Below are 16,547 nucleotides of genomic sequence, written 5' to 3'. Positions count from 1 at the left end.
GGAACTTAACCGGCCAGCTGCGAGTCAGAGATTTCGACTGGTTGAGAAACCCGTCATGCTCCTAGTTGTGTTAAGTGTTGGCAGATATCCGGATCCCACCCTAAGGATCTGGACCTTGGACCCCGAACTTCCCCCCTCCCCATATGAAGTCCGGGGTTTTTTTTGCCTGCGATTTACCCTTCGGCAGGCGCTTTGTCTTCCAGCTCCATCCAGTCGGCCAGAACGGTATAGGCTTCTTCCAGGCCCATGCGCTTTGGTGCCGAGAACAGCTGGATGGTGACCGCTTCGCCCCAGCCCTTGCGGATCTGCGACTGAACCTTGAGCAGCGTGTTCTTGGCTGCGCCGTAGGTCAGTTTGTCGGCCTTGGTCAGCAGGACATGCATCGGCATCTGGCTGGCGATTGCCCAGTCCAGCATGAGGATGTCGAAGTCGGTCATTGGATGACGGATGTCCATCATCAGGATCAGGCCCTTCAGGCTTTCGCGGCTGCCCAGATAGGCTTCCAGGTGACGCTGCCAGTGTTGCTTGAGCGGGATCGGCACTTTGGCGTAGCCGTAGCCGGGCAGGTCCACCAGACGGCGGTCGTCATCGAGCTTGAAGAAGTTCAGCAGTTGCGTACGCCCCGGCGTTTTCGAGGTGCGCGCCAGGCTGGCGTGGGTCAGCGTGTTGAGCGCGCTGGACTTGCCCGCGTTGGAACGCCCGGCAAACGCGACTTCATAGCCTTCGTCATCAGGGCACTGATCGACCTTGGCGGCGCTGAGCATGAAAGTGGACTGTTGGCACAGGCCGAGGATGGGGTTCTTGAGTTGCATGTGATTTCCGGTGAAGGCCTTGCCTGCAAGGGGTGCGGCAAGAGGTGTCGTTTCCGTTTGGGTAGCGCGAGTATATAATGCCGCAAATTTTGTGTGGAATTCCCCGGCAGCGGGGGAAGAACACTGAAGCGAGAACTAATATGCGCATTAGAACGCAGTCCGCTTTCAACCTGAAAGGTTTTTACTGCGCAAGAGGACTTTGGCAGGCCGTGTGAAACGTAACGAGCGAAGATCAGGCAAGGCGAAAACAGGCGAGGAAGCGGAGTTTACGTGTTGTAAATGAGCATTCTGAGCCTGTTTTCAACGCTGCATGATCGAGCGCAGTAGTTTTCACACAGCCTGTTGGAGCTCCTTTTGCCAGGATCGTAACAATGCCGCGCGTGAAATGTGCAAGGACCGCAGTAGTCAGCATTTGCGAACCATCATCCTGGAGATGAGCAAATCACCTGCTACCTAACTTTTCACCATTAGCCGATCTGGATTACCTGATGAACAAATTATTCGTGAGTCTGCTGTTGACGCTGGGCATCAGTGGGGCGACCCAGGCCGCCGACGTTACCGGCGATGCGGCTGCCGGTCATGCAAAGGCAGCCGTGTGTGGCGCCTGCCATGGACCTGATGGCAACAGCCTGGCTCCCAACTTCCCGAAACTGGCAGGCCAGGGCCAGCGCTACCTGCTCAAGCAGTTGCACGAGATCAAGGATGGCAAGCGACCGGTAGTGGAAATGACCGGCCTGCTGACTCCGTTCAACGATCAGGATCTTGCAGACATCTCCGCCTATTATGCAGGCCAGAAAGGCAGCGTCGGTGCCGCAGACCCCAATCTGGTGGCGCGTGGCGAAGCCCTGTTTCGCGGCGGCAAGCTGGAAGAGGGCATGCCTGCCTGTACCGGTTGCCACTCGCCTGACGGCACAGGAAATGCCCCGGCCGGTTATCCGCACCTGGGTGGCCAGCATGCCGATTACATCAAGAAACAATTGACTGCATTCCGTGAAGGGGATCGGGTCAATGATGGCGACACCATGGTCATGCGCTCCATCGCGGCCAAGCTGAGCAACAAGGATATCGAGGCTCTGGCGCAATATATCCAGGGGTTGCACTGATCGATGCGAGGGCCTTCAAGCAGGTAATCGCAGGCCAATGCGTGACGTGTTTCATGACAGACGCAAAAAGGGTGGCCCGGGCCGCCCTTTTTTTTGATTGTCAGCGTTACACTAAGAACTCATGTCTTGATGACCGGTCGAAAAACCGTCGCTTCAAGGCGACTCAATCTGCTCAGGAGTAAAGCATGCGTAATCTGATCATCAGCGCCGCTCTGGTTGCCGCCAGTCTGTTCGGCATGTCCGCTCAGGCTGCAACACCCATCGAAGCTGGTAAGCAATATGTTGAATTGAGCAGCGCTGTGCCTGTTTCCGAGCCAGGCAAGATCGAAGTGGTTGAACTGTTCTGGTATGGCTGCCCACATTGCTATGCATTCGAGCCGACCATCAACCCATGGGCTGAAAAACTGCCTGCAGATGTCAATTTCGTACGCATCCCTGCCATGTTCGGCGGCGCGTGGGATGCCCACGGCCAGTTGTTCATCACCCTGGACACCATGGGCGTAGAGCACAAGGTTCACGCAGCTGTATTCAACGCCATCCAGAAAGACCGCAAGCCTCTGACCAAGCCGGAAGAAATGGCTGACTTCGTTGCCACTCAAGGCATCGACAGAGCCAAGTTCCTCGAAACCTTCAACTCCTTCGCAGTGAAAGGCAAGATTGCCCAATACAAGGAACTGGCCAAGAAGTACGAAGTGACTGGCGTACCGACCATGATCGTTAACGGCAAATACCGTTTCGACCTGGGCAGCTCCGGTGGCCCGGAAGAAACCCTGAAGGTTGCTGATCAGCTGATCGCCAAAGAGCGAGCGGCCACTCAGGCAAACAAGTAAGAGCCGTTCGCCATGCGCCGCTGGGGCAAGGGCACGGAGCGAGTCGTTGGCCTGCATGATCCGCAGGTCAACGAACACCATCTGCTGCAAAGCGGATTGCCAGCCGATGGCCGGCTTCGTTTGCTCAGCTTCAATATCCAGGTCGGTATCAGCACCGAGCGTTACCGGCATTACCTGACACGCGGCTGGCAGCATCTGCTGCCTCATGGTGGACGTGCAGGCAACCTGCAGAAGATCGGCGATCTTCTCAACGATTTCGATCTGGTGGCGTTGCAGGAAGCCGATGGTGGCAGCCTGCGCTCCGGCTTCATCAACCAGGTAGAGCATCTGGCTCAACTCGGTGGCTTCCCCTACTGGTATCAGCAACTCAACCGCAACCTGGGTCGCCTGGGTCAGCACAGCAACGGCGTGCTCAGCCGTCTGCGACCCGGCAAGATCGAAGATCACCCATTGCCGGGGCCTGCCGGACGCGGTGCCATCCTGGTCCGTTTCGGGGAAGGCGAGGACGCGCTGGTAGTGGTCATGATGCATCTGGCCCTGGGGCCACGCACTCGTGTAAGACAACTGGCCTATATCCGGGAACTGATTGGCGGTTATCGCCACCAGATCCTCATGGGCGACATGAATACCCATGCCAACGACTTGCTGGAGCATTCGCCGCTGCGCGATCTTGGTCTTCTGGCGCCGCAGGTCGAGGCAACCTTTCCGAGCTGGCGCCCACAGCGCTGCCTTGATCATATTCTGCTCAGCCCGACACTGACGCTCGAACGCGTTCAGGTACTGGCCCAACCCATTTCCGATCACCTGCCCGTTGCTGTAGAGATTCGCCTGCCTGCTTCATTGTGTGGGGACTCGCTACCCGTGCTCTCTGGTGGACCCCTTGAATGAGCGAAGAAGCCGAGCGCTGGAAAGAGAAGTATCTCAAGGGTATCGAGCAGCAGGACAGACTGGCGGAACGCTGGAACGCCCGGCTCGACTTGCTGCGCCGGGGTCTGGTCCGCAGTAGTCTCGCGGCGGAAGGTACCGACCGCGCTGTCGACGAATGCATGAAGGAAATGCGCGAAATCGTGCGCAAGGACGACATGGATGCGGGTTTGGCCGCTCTGATACCGCGCCTTGAAAAGGCAGTACTGGACTCCGAGCAACGTCGCGAAGTCCGGGTCGGGCAGATCAGCAGCGCCTTGAACGCGCTGGTGCACCAACTCCAATCCTTGCCGCTGCCCCGCGAGGTACGCAAACCCCTCAAGCGCTTTGCCAAGGACCTTGAAGACCGCGCCTCCCAGGCCCGGGAATTGCCGCTGCTGTTGAGCGAGCTCAGCGGTTTACAGGGCAAGGCGCTGACCTTGCTTGAAAAGCACGAAGAAGGCCATCGCCCCGGAATCCTGCAACGCCTGTTCGGCACCCGCGAAGAACATGGCGAGGCGGCCCATGGCCCCGAAAGCGCCCAGCCTGTTCATCCGCCTGCACCTGCCTCTGCCGAGCCGGAGCATGAAGACGTCAACGAGGTAGCTGAGCCGCCTTCGAGGCCCATGCCTGCACCGGCACCAAAAATCGAGATTGAAACACCCAAAGCCGAGGCAAAGACAGAGACTCCCGCTCCCACACCTGTGGTTGAGCCCGTCGCTGAAGCGCCAAAGCCGGTTGAGGTAGTAGCCGCTGCTCCCGCCCCAGTCGAAAAAGCGGTTCCCGCACCGGTGCCGGCTCCGCCGCAAGACTTGCTGGCACCAACGCCCACCGTGCCTTACGAGCATGTGCCCGTTGTGCAGGCCCCCGTCGAGGGCGACAGCGAAGAAGATGAGCCAGCGCTCGATGAGGAAGAAGCCAGCGAAGGCGATCCCAATTATTCCCTGCCTTACTCCCCGGAGCCGAGCTACAGCTCGGTGGCGTCTCATATCGAAGAAACCTTGCTGGGGCTGCTCAAGGACCTGACCTTGTCAGAGCACCATCGCCCCCAAGTCGAAGACATGCAGTCACGCCTCAAACACGGGCTCAACTGGTATGAACTGCTGCCGATCCTCGACGATCTGGCCGTTCTGATGCTGGCGATCAATAACGGTGGCCAGCAGGAATTCGGGACGTATCTCAAGCAGCTCAACGAGCGGCTGGAGTCGTTCCAGAGCCATCTGCAGGCCGCCAGCGAAGATCATGCAGAAAACCAGTCCACCGCCCGCGATCTCAACGAGCAGTTGCGCGAACAGGTGGGTGGCTTGCAGAGCAGCGTCCAGGACGCCTCCGACCTGCCCAGCCTCAAGCAGGTACTGGATAAGCGGCTGGAAGGCCTGCTCAGCACGATGGATCACTATCAGCGCAAACGGGATGACCGCGAGCAGGAAGTCGCCTCGCGCCTGCAAGGCCTCGCCGCCCGCGTCGCCAGCATGGAGCAGGAAGCCCTGGGTTTCCGGACTCACCTTGAAGAGCAACGCCAGAAAGCCCTGATCGACCCGCTGACCAGCCTGCCCAATCGGGCGGCGTGGGGCGAGCGTCTGGAGCAGGAAGTCGCGCAATGGCAACAGGACAAGAACAGCCTGTTGGTGTGCATGCTGGATCTGGATCACTTCAAGCGGATCAACGATGGCTACGGGCATCTGGCCGGTGACAAGGTGCTGAAGATCGTGGCCAGCGTCCTGAAAAAACGCATCCGCCCTACAGACTTCCTGGCCCGCTTCGGTGGCGAAGAATTCGTCATGCTCATGCCTGCCACCCAAGTCTCAACAGCATTGACGCTGCTCGACGAACTGCGGGCTGCGGTCGAACTGTGCCCGTTTCACTTCAAGGGTGAACGGGTAACGATCACAGTATCCATGGGCGTAACCGCCTTGCGCACAGGCGAGCGCAGCGATATCGCGCTCAAACGGGCCGATCAGGCGCTGTATCGGGCCAAGGAAAACGGCAGGAATCGCGTCGAACAGGGCTGACAGAAACATCTGGAATCCATCGACGTTTCACAGATGAAGCAATTCAGTCGCATTTTGTTATGATGTTGCATTCGCTGCCGACGTATCCTGACTGCCATGAAGCTGTTCTTCCCTGCATTCCTCCTTCTGGTCCTGACTGCCTGCTCCAGCGGGCCAAAACTCGATACCAGCCATCCTTCGGTCAACTATGACGGCCGGGTTCAATACGTCATCATGCACTACACCTCCGCCTCGCTTGAGCGCTCGCTGGAGTTGTTGACCCATGGCGAAGTCAGCAGCCATTACCTGATCGGCGATGACAACCCGGCAACGATCTACAAGCTGGTCGATGAAAGTGCCCGCGCCTGGCATGCCGGCGAGAGTGAATGGGAAGGCCGTACCTGGCTCAACTCCAGCTCGATCGGCATCGAGATCGTCAACCCCGGCTACACCGATACGCCCACGGGACGCCTCTGGTATCCATACACCGAAAGCCAGGTCCAGTCGATCATCGTGCTGCTCAAGGACATCATCAAGCGCAACAATATCGACCCTCGTCACATCATCGGACACAGCGATATCGCCCCGATGCGCAAGCTGGACCCGGGCCCACTGTTCCCCTGGAAACGACTGGCCCATGAGGGTATCGGCATCTGGCCAGACGAACGGCAGGTCGCCCAGCGTCAGGCACAGATGATGGATAACCTGCCCAGCATCGTCTGGTTCCAGGAGCAATTGGCACGCCTGGGTTACACCACGCCGCAGACCGGCGAGCTGGACACCGCTACACGCAACGTTCTGGCTGCTTTCCAGATGCATTACCGTCCGGCACGTTTCGACGGGCAACCCGATATCCAGAGCGCAGCCATCCTGAAGGTGCTCAACCGGGTCGACTAAATCAGGCTTCAGGGCTGCATTCTTTACCAAGCTATTTGCGTGCTTGTTGCTATACCTGATGGATATTCCATGCGGATATCCACCGATGCTAATCGCGCAAACGCGCTTTCGCATTCACCTTTCCCACCCTTGGCTGCTGGCGTTGCTGGCGGCCTTGTTGAGCGCGGCTGTCTTTTTATTCGGCAGTTTCGGGCTGGCCATGCATCAGGCGCGACAAAACGAAAGCCTGCAGATGAATGCTCAGGGCGAACGCTTCCTGGTGCGGCTGGAGCAGCTTTTCGGTCAACTGAGGGCAGGGCTGGACCAGTTGGAGCAGCAACCGCTGAGGCGCTGCAGCCCGGAAATGGTCGGGCGCTTGCGCGAGGTCATTTCCAGCCACCGCTTCATTTATGAAGCCGCGTATGTGGGAGACGCGCGCACCTGCTCCAGTTGGCCACGGCCCAAGGTGCTCAGCGAGCCACGGGCGCCCGACATTCGCGGCCCGACCTACGATTACTGGCTCAACACCTCGGCCCAGCCGGACGACAATCTGGCGGCACTGGTATTGGGCCGTGGAGATTTCCGGGTATCGACTTCACGGGGACATCTGACGGATGTGGTGGATCTTCCGGCGGGCGGCAGCCTGCTGGTGGTACTCGATAACGGCACCCGTGCGATACCGGTGCTGGGACCGGCGCAAGCCTGGCCGCCCGTGAAAGACTGGTTGCCGGACAGCAACACCACGCTGATCACGACAGCGGACCAACTGATCTACCGCATGCCCACCCAGAGCCCGGAATATCAACTGGTGCTGATAACCCCGCGCACCGACTTGCAGGTCAAGATCACCGGAGCCTGGAGGTTGCTGGTGCCCGCCAGCCTGTTGATGTCTTTGTGCATCGCGGCGCTGGTCCTGCAATTGATGCAGCAGCGCAAATCCCTGGGGGCCGAGTTATCGGGGGCATTGCGGCGCGAGGAATTGAAAGTCCTCTATCAACCCATCTTCAACCTTGAAACCGGCTTGTGTGTGGGTGCCGAAGCGCTGGTGCGCTGGCGCAGGCCGGACGGCACACTGACCAGTCCGGACCTGTTCATCCCGCTGGCTGAAAACACCGGACAGATCCGCCAGATCACCGACTTTGTCTTGCAGCAGTCGCTGGAAAAACTGGGGCCGCTGTTGCGCGCCAACCCGCATCTGTACATTTCGGTGAACCTGGCAGCCTGCGATGTCATCGCCCCGCGTATTGGTCGCGTAACGGCCAGATTACTGGCCCAGCACAAGGTGGCTGCCCGACAGATCGCGTTCGAGGTGACCGAGCGCGGCCTGATCGATGTGGTCGTGGCGCGCAACCATCTGCAAATGCTGCGCGACCGCGGCCATCAGATCCTGATCGATGACTTCGGCACGGGCTATTGCAGCCTGGCCTACCTGCAAACCTTGCCGGTGGACTGCCTGAAAATCGACAAAGCCTTCATTGATGCATTAGGGCATGACGCCGCCAGCAGCGGTGTGGCGCCCCATATCATCCGCATGGCCCACGCCCTGCAATTGCGGGTGATTGCCGAAGGCATCGAGTTCGAATCCCAGGCTCACCTGCTCAGGAGCGAAGGCGTCGTCTACGGCCAGGGCTGGCTGTTCGCCCGCCCTCTGACCGCCACGCGATTCTGCGAACTGGTCACCGGCGGTCGAAGAGGGACGGGGCGGCGCAAGGATGATGTGGCATGAACCTACAGCGGCAACGCCATGTAAAACTGCGTCCCCTGCCCGGGTCGTGAGTAGACGCCCATTCGCCCGCCGTGCAGTTGCACGATTTCCTTGCACAGCGCCAGGCCGAGACCGGCGCCGCCTTTCTTGCGGCCCACCTGCACGAACGGCTCGAAGATTCTTCCTTGTTGCCCGTAGGGAATGCCTTCGCCATTGTCTTCGATGCTGATGATTGCCCGCTCGCCATGGCGGCGTGCCTGCAGGCGGATCAAGCCATTTTCCGGGGTGTGACGCAGAGCGTTGTCCAACAGGTTATCCAGCACCCGCTCCAGCTGCGCCTGGTCGGCATGCAAATGGGAAACGGGCTCCTGAATGTCCAGCATCAGAGTGATGTCGCGCAACCGAGCCTGTTCCTCGAAGCGGCCTCTGGCTTCTTCGAGCAGATTTTTGATTGAGCAGGGAGCCAGCTTGAGTTTCTGCAATCCGTTCTGGTAACGCGAGAAATTCAGCAGGTCGTTGATCAGTTGCATCAGGCGCTGCATTTCTTCGGTGATGGTATTGAGCAAGTCCGCTTCGCGGGACTCTGCCGCAAAGTGCAGACGCTCCTGCAACAGCCCGAAGGCCATGTGGATACCGGTCACCGGTGTGCGCAGTTCATGAGAAGCGCGCAGGACGAACTCGCTGCGCACTCGCTCGAACGCCCGTTGCTCGGTCACATCGCGCAGCACCATCACGGCACCGAGAATATGGCCCTTGGTATGGCTGACGGGTGTCAGGCTGTAGGTCAGCAGCCTGGATTCGCCATCGATATCGATACTCAGGTCTTCCGGCGCATGCTCCAGAGTCCCGCCGCGCAGGATCAGGAATAACTGCTCATCCAGTTCGGGATGCTCCAGCGCTTCACCCAGGCCACGCCCGAGACGACTCTCATCCCAGCCGAGCTGGCGCTGAGCCACAGGGTTCAAATGCTCCAGACGGCCTTGGCGATCGATCATCAGCAGGCCGTCGTCGATACTGTCGAGCACCGCTTGCAGGCGCTGCTGGCCAGCCAGCAGCTCATCGACATTGGTGGCCTGATGCTGACGCAAAGCCTCGGCCATGAGGCCGAAACGTCGGGTCAGCAGGTTCATTTCGGCTGCCGAAGAGATCGGCAGCGTCACTTCATAGTTGCCCTGGCCGATATTATCGGCCGCCTTGGCCAACGCCTCGATGGGAGCGCCAAAGCGATGGGCAATACCATGGGCAGTGATGAATCCGACGCACAGCACCGCGATGCCTACCAGCCCAAGCAACCCGGCAATCCACAGCGCACGCTCCCGGGAATAGGCTTCGGCAGTGCTGATGTTCTTCAGGGCCTCGCCATGGGTATCCAGCAAGTCGTTGCGCAAGGCGTCGAAGCTGTCGCGCAGTTCCGGATTGTCATGCATGGTGCGCGCGTCATCCGCGAAGCGCTGAGAGGCCTCGAGGAAACGCTGATAGTACCGGCTCGTATTCTCGAAGCGGCCATGCACCAGGTTTTGTGCATCATGCTCGATGCCTTCGGCCAGCAACTTGTGAAACTCATCCTGATAGGTCTTCAGCATGCGCTTGTCAGGCGACGGGCTGATCATCATTACCAGTTGATCACCCAGGTTCTGCCGCAGCTTCAGGCCCAGCTCAAGGTTACTGATATTGCCCTGGATCAGCGCTTCCTGGCTCTTGGCCATTTGCATGACACTGACCAGACCCAGCAGCAGCCCCAGCAACGCAACCGTCATCAACGCCGAAATGCTAAGGAACAGGCGGGTACGTAACTTCATTGCCAGTTTCATACAGAACAACTCATAAGTTGTACTGCTTACGCTTGCGATAAAGCGTCGAGGAGTCGATACCCAGAGTCTTCGCAGCCTGATCGAGCGTGTCGCTGGTGGCCAGGACGGCGCCGATATGAGCCTTTTCCAGCTCATCCAGGCTCAAGGCCGCGCCCACGCGAGGCGCGTTGTTGGTCGGGACTTCGGCCATGCCCAAATGGCTGACTTCTACACGATCCTGCGGGCAGATGATGCTGGCACGCTCGATGACGTTGCGCAGTTCACGGATATTGCCGGGCCAGCGGTAGTTGAGCAGTGCGGCACGGGCTTCGTCGCTGAACCCGCGAGCCGGTCGGGCGTAATCCTTGACGAAGCGCGCCAGGAAGCGGTCGGCCAGCGTCAGGATGTCTTCGCTTCGCTCACGCAGCGCCGGAAGGTGAAGGGTGATTACGTTCAGGCGATACAGCAGATCTTCACGGAAACGCCCGCTGCGCACCATGTCTTCCAGGTTCAGGTTGGTGGCCGCCAGAATCCGTACATCGGCACGCCGCGTGACCGGGTCGCCGACGCGCTCGTATTCCTTGTCCTGAATGAAGCGCAGCAACTTGGGTTGCAACGTGAGTGGAAAATCGCCGATTTCATCAAGAAACAGCGTACCGCCATCCGCCTGATTGACACGACCCAGCGTACTCTCGCTGGCACCGGTAAAGGCGCCACGACTGTGGCCGAACAATTCGCTTTCCATCAGTTCGGCGGTCAGGGAAGGGCAGTTGATGGTGACGCAGGACTTCTTGGCCCGTTTGCTCCAGCCATGAATGGCGCGAGCCAGTTCACCTTTACCGGTCCCCGATTCGCCCAGGATCAGGATGTTGGCGTCGGTCACGGCAACCTGCCGAGCCGTTTCCAGAATGGCCATCATCGACGGGCTGTGTGAGTCCAGGCCGTCCTTGGGTTTGCGTATCTCGCCTTCCAGCGCTTCCAGACGGGCAGACAACTGCCGGACTTCCAGCTGCTTGGCAGTGGCAAGGCGCAGTTGGTCCGGGCTGCAGGGCTTGACCAGATAATCGGCGGCACCGGCCTGAATGGCATCGACCGCGGTATCGACAGCCGAATGGGCCGTGACGATCACTACGCGCATCCATGGTGCCTGAATACGCATCTGCGCCAGTACATCCAGCCCGTTGTCCTCGCCCAGACGCAAGTCCAGAAAGCACAGGTCGAACACCTGGCGCTGCATCAAGGTGTCGGCCTGTGCTGCGCTGTTGGCAGTGGCGACACTGTAACCCTCATCTTCCAGACAATACCGGAACGTGCGAAGGATGGCGGACTCGTCGTCCACTAGCAGAATACGGCCCTGATTCTCAGTGGCTGTTTCCATTTTTCCTACGCTCCTAAGTAAATGATCTTGGTTAGTGTCGGAATCATCGGGCAAGTTGCATGGTTGATTCTGATTGATTCTGTGACATGCATGTTAGCTATCTGTTCGAGCCTTGGCTAACCGCCTGATTTTCCTGACGATATTTCTTCCACCAGCCATGGTTCGAATCCATGGCCTCCCGATGCCCCTGATTTACAGGTTTGAACAGGCTTTCAGGCATTCGTGCAGAACGCACGACCGCAGGGGGTCGATCGTGCAGCTTGCTGGCCGGAACTTTTTCGAAAATATCTCAAGCCATTGATTTTATTGAACTTATTAAAAAATCAAAAAATGGCATGCAGCCTGCAATATCCCTTTCGTCCAAGGCCTGACCTCATGGCCAACCACATTCACCACACCGTTCAGGTAAAGGGAGTTTAAGGATGAACAGCCAGCATATTGCTCATTTGCGTATTTCATCCTTGCACATCCAACAAGGCCTTTTTCTGCTGCTGGCCTTGCTCGTCACCCTGATTGCGGTCCAGCAATTCCAGAGCTGGGATCAGTCGCGTGAAGCGGCCCAGACCCAACAGAAAATCATCAAGATCAGCACGTCGCATCAGAGCCTGACGCGCACCGCACAGATCAATGGTCTCGGACCCCAGCCGGTTGATGGCCTGGTGTCTGCAAACGAAGTAGTAACGCCGCAAAAATGGATCTTCTGATCCGGAAAAACCGAACGAAACGTTCCAAATTCAAATAGCTGTAAAAAGGAGTATCACCATGCTGAGTTGGGCTATCACGTTCTTGATCATCGCCATTGTCGCAGCCGTTCTGGGCTTCGGTGGTATCGCAGGCACTGCAACAGGTATCGCCAAGATTCTGTTCATCGTGTTCCTGGTCATGTTCGTCGTATCTTTCTTCTTCGGACGCCGTGGACGAGGCTGAGTAATGGGCAAATCCTTGCAATCACTGGCCGCCGCCCTGTTGATGGGCGGCAGTGCCATGGCAGTAGCCGCCAATGACGGTCAGGCTCGGGTCAATGAGCTGTTGAGTTCTGCACCCGAGTACCGCCAGACGTGGACCAAGGTCGTACAGAAAGAGGAACGGTTGCCCGAATGGGTCATCAACCTGTCCGGTACTTCCGAACAGATGACAGCCGTTACCGAAGACGGGGACCCTTACCTCGTCGGCCCTCTGTGCGAAACCGCAGAAACCTGTCGCAGCAAACGCCTCATCGTGTCGTTCAGCCTCGATAAGGAAGATGCCTACGCCATGCTGGTCGAAGTGCCTGCCGGACTCCCGGCCGACAAATCGCCTACCCGGCACGCGACATACCGTTTCCTGGGCAAACCGGATGAAGGCATGCAGCAATTGCTTAAAGAGCAATTGAGCAAAGACCCGAACTGGTATTGATCGGCATCCCTGATACCTCTCAAGGACCAGACATCCGGGCACACCCCCGTATGTCTGGTCTCCCGCATCCCTCGTTTCACTCTTCATCTCTGCAAGTGACACAAGCCATGTTCGCAAGTGCATAAGCATAGTCCGCACGTGTACCCTTGCAGGCTGCCGTAACCAATCGACGAGGGTTTCATGGGTTGGTTCAACCGTCACAAATTCCTGCCGTTTCTCGCCTGGCTGCCCGCACAGACACGTGCCAGCGTCGGTCGGGATGCATTGGTAGGTCTGAGCGGTGCCGTTCTGGCATTGCCACAATCCATCGCTTACGCGCTGATCGCCGGTCTTCCTCCGGAATATGGTTTGTACGCGGCCATCGTGCCGGTGCTGATCGCCTGTCTTTGGGGTTCGTCGTGGCATCTGATCTGCGGGCCGACGGCAGCCATTTCCATCGTGCTGTATGCCAGCATCAGTCCGCTGGCGGTTCCGGCCAGTCAGGACTACATCACCCTCATCCTGTTGCTGACGTTCATCGCCGGAGCATTCCAGTTGCTGCTGGGCATGATGCGCTTCGGCGCGCTGGTGAATTTCGTCTCACATTCCGTCGTGCTGGGTTTTACCCTGGGCGCAGCCATTGTGATTGCATTGGGACAGATACCGAATCTGACCGGGATCGACCTGCCCAGCCAGAGCACGGCCCTCAACAGCCTGACCGCGTTCCTTGAGCACAGCCAGGAGATCGACAAGCCTTCGCTGATCCTCGGCCTGCTGACACTGGCGCTGGGCATTACCCTGAAATATTTCGTGCCGCGCTGGCCGACGCTATTGATCGCGCTGGTATCGAGCAGCCTGCTGGCCTGGCTGTGGCCTGCGATGTTTGGCCATGTGAAAGTGGTCAAGGCTTTCGTGGGTCAGTTGCCGCCGTTCAGCCCGCTGCCGCTGGATCTGGAGTTGATCCTCAAACTGCTGCCGACCGCTGTGGCCATAGGGATGCTCGGGCTGGTGAACAGCCTGTCGATTGCACGCTCACTGTCGGCGCGCTCCCAGCAGTTGATCAATGCCAACCAGGAAGTCCGCGCACAAGGCCTGTCGAACATGGTCGGCTCCCTGTTTTCGGGTTACATGTCCGCCGGTTCCTTTACCCGCGCCGCCTTGAGTTATGAAGCCGGTGCCCGCTCGCCTTTGGCGGGGGTCTTTTCAGCGTTATGGGTCATGCTGTTTGCCGTGGCGGGAGCGTCACTGATTGCCCATATCCCGATTCCTGGCATGGCGGCCTCGATTCTGCTGATCTGCTGGGGGCTGGTGGATCATCGCGGTATCGCGGCGTTGTTCCGGGTCAGCCGTTCAGAGTTCTTCGTGATGGCACTGACTTGTGTCGCAACCCTGCTGCTGGAGTTGCAGACCGCAATCTACGCGGGCGTGCTGGCTTCGCTGTTCTTCTACCTCAAGCGCACATCGCAGCCCAAAGTGCAGCAGTGGCGCGAAGGTGACGAAGACATCATGCGGGTCGGCGGGTCGATTTTCTTCGGTGCCAGTCACTACCTGCAAACCCGTCTGCAGCGCACGGAAGGCAAGCACGTGGTGATCGATGCCCAGCACATCAACTTCATCGACTATTCAGGCGTGGAAATGCTGCACCAGGAAGCACGACGCCTGCTCAAACAGGACCGGACGCTGACTTTGCGTCGCGCCCGGCAGCAGGTCGTCGAAGAATTGCAGAAGCTGGAAGGCGCGGAAAAGTGCCCGATCCTGTTCGAGGATTAGGCGCTCGCCAACTGCCGCCGCATCTCGGCCAGGACCTGCGAGGAATCCGGACGCACGCCGCGCCATAGCAGGAAGGCTTCGGCAGCCTGTTCGACGAGCATGCCCAGGCCATCAACGGCCTGGGCTGCGCCGTGTTCACTCGCCCAGCGACAGAAGGCGGTAGGCTCCTTGCCGTACATCATGTCGTAGCAGAAGGTATGGCCCGGCTGGATCAGGCTAGGGGCAATCGGCGGCAACTCGCCCGACAGGCTGGCGGAGGTGGCGTTGATAATCAGGTCGACCGACTCTTCCAGCCAGTCGTAACCGCTGGCGAATACCGGACCGAGGTCGGTAAAGAGCTGAGCCAGGTTTTCGGCTTTTTCCACTGTCCGATTGGCGATCACCAGTGCGGCGGGTTTCTGCGCGAGCAACGGCTCCAGAGCACCACGAACAGCGCCACCGGCACCGAGCAGCAGGATACGCTGGCCTTGCAGGCTGACACCGTAATTGACCGTCAGATCACGCACCAGCCCGGCGCCATCGGTGTTATCCCCCAACAGCGTGCCATCGGCCTGCTTGCTCAAGGTATTCACGGCACCTGCGCGCCTGGCACGCTGGGTCAGGCTGTCAGCCAGGCGATAGGCTTCTTCCTTGAACGGCACGGTCACATTGGCTCCGCGACCGGTCTGGAAAAAATTCCGGGCGAAGGCCGTGAAGTCATCCAGTGGCGCCAGCGCGGTTTGGTAATCCAGTTGCTGCTCTGTCTGCCTGGCGAACAGGCTGTGGATCAATGGCGACTTGCTGTGGCCGATGGGATTACCGAATACGACGTACTGGTCCATTTGTGTTCCTGTTGATGTGTTTATCGCCCAGTGCAGTACTGACTGTGGGAGGCGGCTTGCCGGCGACTGCGGAGTTGAAGCCGATAAAAATGCTTTGGCTTCACTGGCCCCTGTCGCCGGCAAGCCGCCTCCCACAAAGACCGGGTTTCTGTCATTCAGCCAGCCAGTCCCGATCCTGCAGAAAGTACTCGGTCAGGCGAGCTTCTTCGCTGCCCGGCGCAGCCTTCCAGTCATAACCCCAACGCACTTGCGGGGGCAGGGACATCAGGATCGATTCGGTACGGCCACCCGATTGCAGGCCAAACAGCGTGCCACGGTCATAGACGAGGTTGAACTCGACATAACGGCCACGTCGGAATTCCTGGAACTCGCGCTGTTGCACGGTATAAGCCGTGGCCTTGCGACGACGCACAATCGGCAGGTAGGCGTTGATGTAGGCATCACCGATGGCACGCATGAAAGCGAAGCTGGTATCGAAATCCCAGTGATTCACATCGTCGAAGAACAGACCGCCAACCCCGCGTGGCTCATTGCGATGCTTGATATGGAAGTAGCTGTCGCACCAGGCCTTGTAACGGGGATAGACGTCATCGCCAAACGGCGCGCAGGCGCGTTCGGCAACCCGGTGCCAGTGAACGCAATCCTCTTCGACGCCGTAGTAGGGCGTCAGGTCGAAACCGCCACCGAACCACCAGACCGGCTCTTCGCCTTCTTTTTCTGCGATGAAGAACCGCACGTTGGCGTGGGAAGTCGGCACATGGGGATTGTGCGGATGGATCACCAGGGAAACACCCAGGGCCTCGAAGCCGCGCCCGGCCAGTTCGGGCCGGTGAGCACTGGCCGACGGCGGAAGGTTGCTGCCAAAGACATGGGAAAAGTTGACGCCGCCCTTTTCAATGACAGAGCCGTTTTCGATGACCCGCGTTCGACCACCGCCACCTGCAGGACGTGTCCAGGCATCTTCGACAAAGTGTGCGCTGCCGTCTTCGAGCTCCAGGGCCTTGCAGATTCGGTCTTGCAGATCCAGCAGGTAGGCTTTTACGGCCTCGGTACGGGTAGTCATAGTTGATCCCTGATGCTGACTTCAAACGGCTGAGCCCCCCGAATGCCAAGGGGTACAGGCAAATTGGCGCGTAGCATACCACTGGCCGACCTGCCTTCGCAGTTGACGAGAATCACTTGAAGGAGTCCGAT

Annotated in this window: 15 protein-coding genes; 10 read left to right on the top strand and 5 right to left on the bottom strand. The window is 58.9% G+C overall.

The window, feature by feature from the left end; genetic code table 11:
• Nucleotides 1–173 precede the first annotated feature (173 nt).
• Nucleotides 174–812, bottom strand: a complete 639-nt coding sequence (gene yihA, locus KQP88_RS00180) for a ribosome biogenesis GTP-binding protein YihA/YsxC (protein ID WP_025257806.1) — start codon at nt 810–812, stop codon at nt 174–176.
• Between the two features lie 488 nt (nt 813–1,300).
• Between yihA and KQP88_RS00175 the strand changes: the two genes are divergently transcribed.
• From KQP88_RS00175 to KQP88_RS00150, 6 genes are all read left to right on the top strand, one after another.
• Nucleotides 1,301–1,915 (top strand): c-type cytochrome, encoded by a 615-nt coding sequence (locus KQP88_RS00175; protein ID WP_216704525.1) that lies wholly within the window; start codon nt 1,301–1,303, stop codon nt 1,913–1,915.
• Between the two features lie 185 nt (nt 1,916–2,100).
• Entirely contained in the window at nt 2,101–2,745 is a 645-nt protein-coding gene (locus KQP88_RS00170; RefSeq protein WP_200994319.1) for a thiol:disulfide interchange protein DsbA/DsbL, read from the top strand.
• A 12-nt stretch (nt 2,746–2,757) separates the two neighbouring features.
• Nucleotides 2,758–3,633: an endonuclease/exonuclease/phosphatase family protein gene (locus KQP88_RS00165; RefSeq protein WP_200994318.1), complete on the top strand. Its 876-nt coding sequence runs from the start codon at nt 2,758–2,760 to the stop codon at nt 3,631–3,633.
• Nucleotides 3,630–5,660, top strand: coding sequence for a diguanylate cyclase (locus KQP88_RS00160; RefSeq protein ID WP_216704524.1), 2,031 nt, complete (start codon nt 3,630–3,632; stop codon nt 5,658–5,660). Before KQP88_RS00165 ends, KQP88_RS00160 begins: the two co-directional genes overlap by 4 nt.
• 96 nt (nt 5,661–5,756) lie before the next feature.
• Entirely contained in the window at nt 5,757–6,536 is a 780-nt protein-coding gene (locus KQP88_RS00155; protein ID WP_025257801.1) for an N-acetylmuramoyl-L-alanine amidase, read from the top strand.
• 85 nt (nt 6,537–6,621) lie between these two features.
• Nucleotides 6,622–8,241, top strand: a complete 1,620-nt coding sequence (locus KQP88_RS00150) for an EAL domain-containing protein (protein ID WP_216704523.1) — start codon at nt 6,622–6,624, stop codon at nt 8,239–8,241.
• Nucleotides 8,242–8,243: 2 nt separating this feature from the next.
• Here the strand turns inward: KQP88_RS00150 and KQP88_RS00145 are convergent, their stop codons facing one another.
• Nucleotides 8,244–10,031 (bottom strand): KinB sensor domain-containing domain, encoded by a 1,788-nt coding sequence (locus tag KQP88_RS00145; protein WP_200994315.1) that lies wholly within the window; start codon nt 10,029–10,031, stop codon nt 8,244–8,246.
• 10 nt (nt 10,032–10,041) lie between these two features.
• Nucleotides 10,042–11,388 (bottom strand): sigma-54-dependent response regulator transcription factor AlgB, encoded by a 1,347-nt coding sequence (algB, locus tag KQP88_RS00140; protein WP_200994314.1) that lies wholly within the window; start codon nt 11,386–11,388, stop codon nt 10,042–10,044.
• Between the two features lie 422 nt (nt 11,389–11,810).
• Between algB and KQP88_RS00135 the strand changes: the two genes are divergently transcribed.
• The 4 genes from KQP88_RS00135 to KQP88_RS00120 all read left to right on the top strand — a co-directional run bounded on the left by KQP88_RS00135 (nt 11,811) and on the right by KQP88_RS00120 (nt 14,532).
• The gene (locus KQP88_RS00135) at nt 11,811–12,092 is read left to right on the top strand and encodes a hypothetical protein (protein WP_200994313.1); all 282 of its coding nucleotides are present in this window, start codon (nt 11,811–11,813) and stop codon (nt 12,090–12,092) included.
• 58 nt (nt 12,093–12,150) lie between these two features.
• Nucleotides 12,151–12,315, top strand: a complete 165-nt coding sequence (locus tag KQP88_RS00130; RefSeq protein WP_025257796.1) for a DUF1328 domain-containing protein — start codon at nt 12,151–12,153, stop codon at nt 12,313–12,315.
• A gap of 3 nt (nt 12,316–12,318) precedes the next feature.
• Entirely contained in the window at nt 12,319–12,783 is a 465-nt protein-coding gene (locus KQP88_RS00125) for an inhibitor of vertebrate lysozyme family protein (RefSeq protein ID WP_095068091.1), read from the top strand.
• A 180-nt stretch (nt 12,784–12,963) separates the two neighbouring features.
• The gene (locus tag KQP88_RS00120) at nt 12,964–14,532 is read left to right on the top strand and encodes a SulP family inorganic anion transporter (RefSeq protein ID WP_216704522.1); all 1,569 of its coding nucleotides are present in this window, start codon (nt 12,964–12,966) and stop codon (nt 14,530–14,532) included.
• On the opposite strand, the gene aroE is transcribed toward KQP88_RS00120, so the two are convergent.
• Both aroE and hemF read right to left on the bottom strand, forming a co-directional pair.
• Nucleotides 14,529–15,353 carry a shikimate dehydrogenase gene (aroE, locus tag KQP88_RS00115; protein ID WP_216704521.1) on the bottom strand — a complete coding sequence of 275 codons (825 nt, stop codon included), beginning with the start codon at nt 15,351–15,353 and terminating at the stop codon, nt 14,529–14,531. The genes KQP88_RS00120 and aroE overlap by 4 nt on opposite strands.
• 151 nt (nt 15,354–15,504) lie before the next feature.
• Nucleotides 15,505–16,416 carry an oxygen-dependent coproporphyrinogen oxidase gene (gene hemF / locus KQP88_RS00110; RefSeq protein ID WP_200994310.1) on the bottom strand — a complete coding sequence of 304 codons (912 nt, stop codon included), beginning with the start codon at nt 16,414–16,416 and terminating at the stop codon, nt 15,505–15,507.
• Nucleotides 16,417–16,547 lie beyond the last annotated feature (131 nt).

It is taken from the genome of Pseudomonas lijiangensis (genome assembly GCF_018968705.1).
Classification (GTDB): domain Bacteria; phylum Pseudomonadota; class Gammaproteobacteria; order Pseudomonadales; family Pseudomonadaceae; genus Aquipseudomonas; species Aquipseudomonas lijiangensis.
This window is presented reverse-complemented; position numbering and strand designations above follow the sequence as displayed.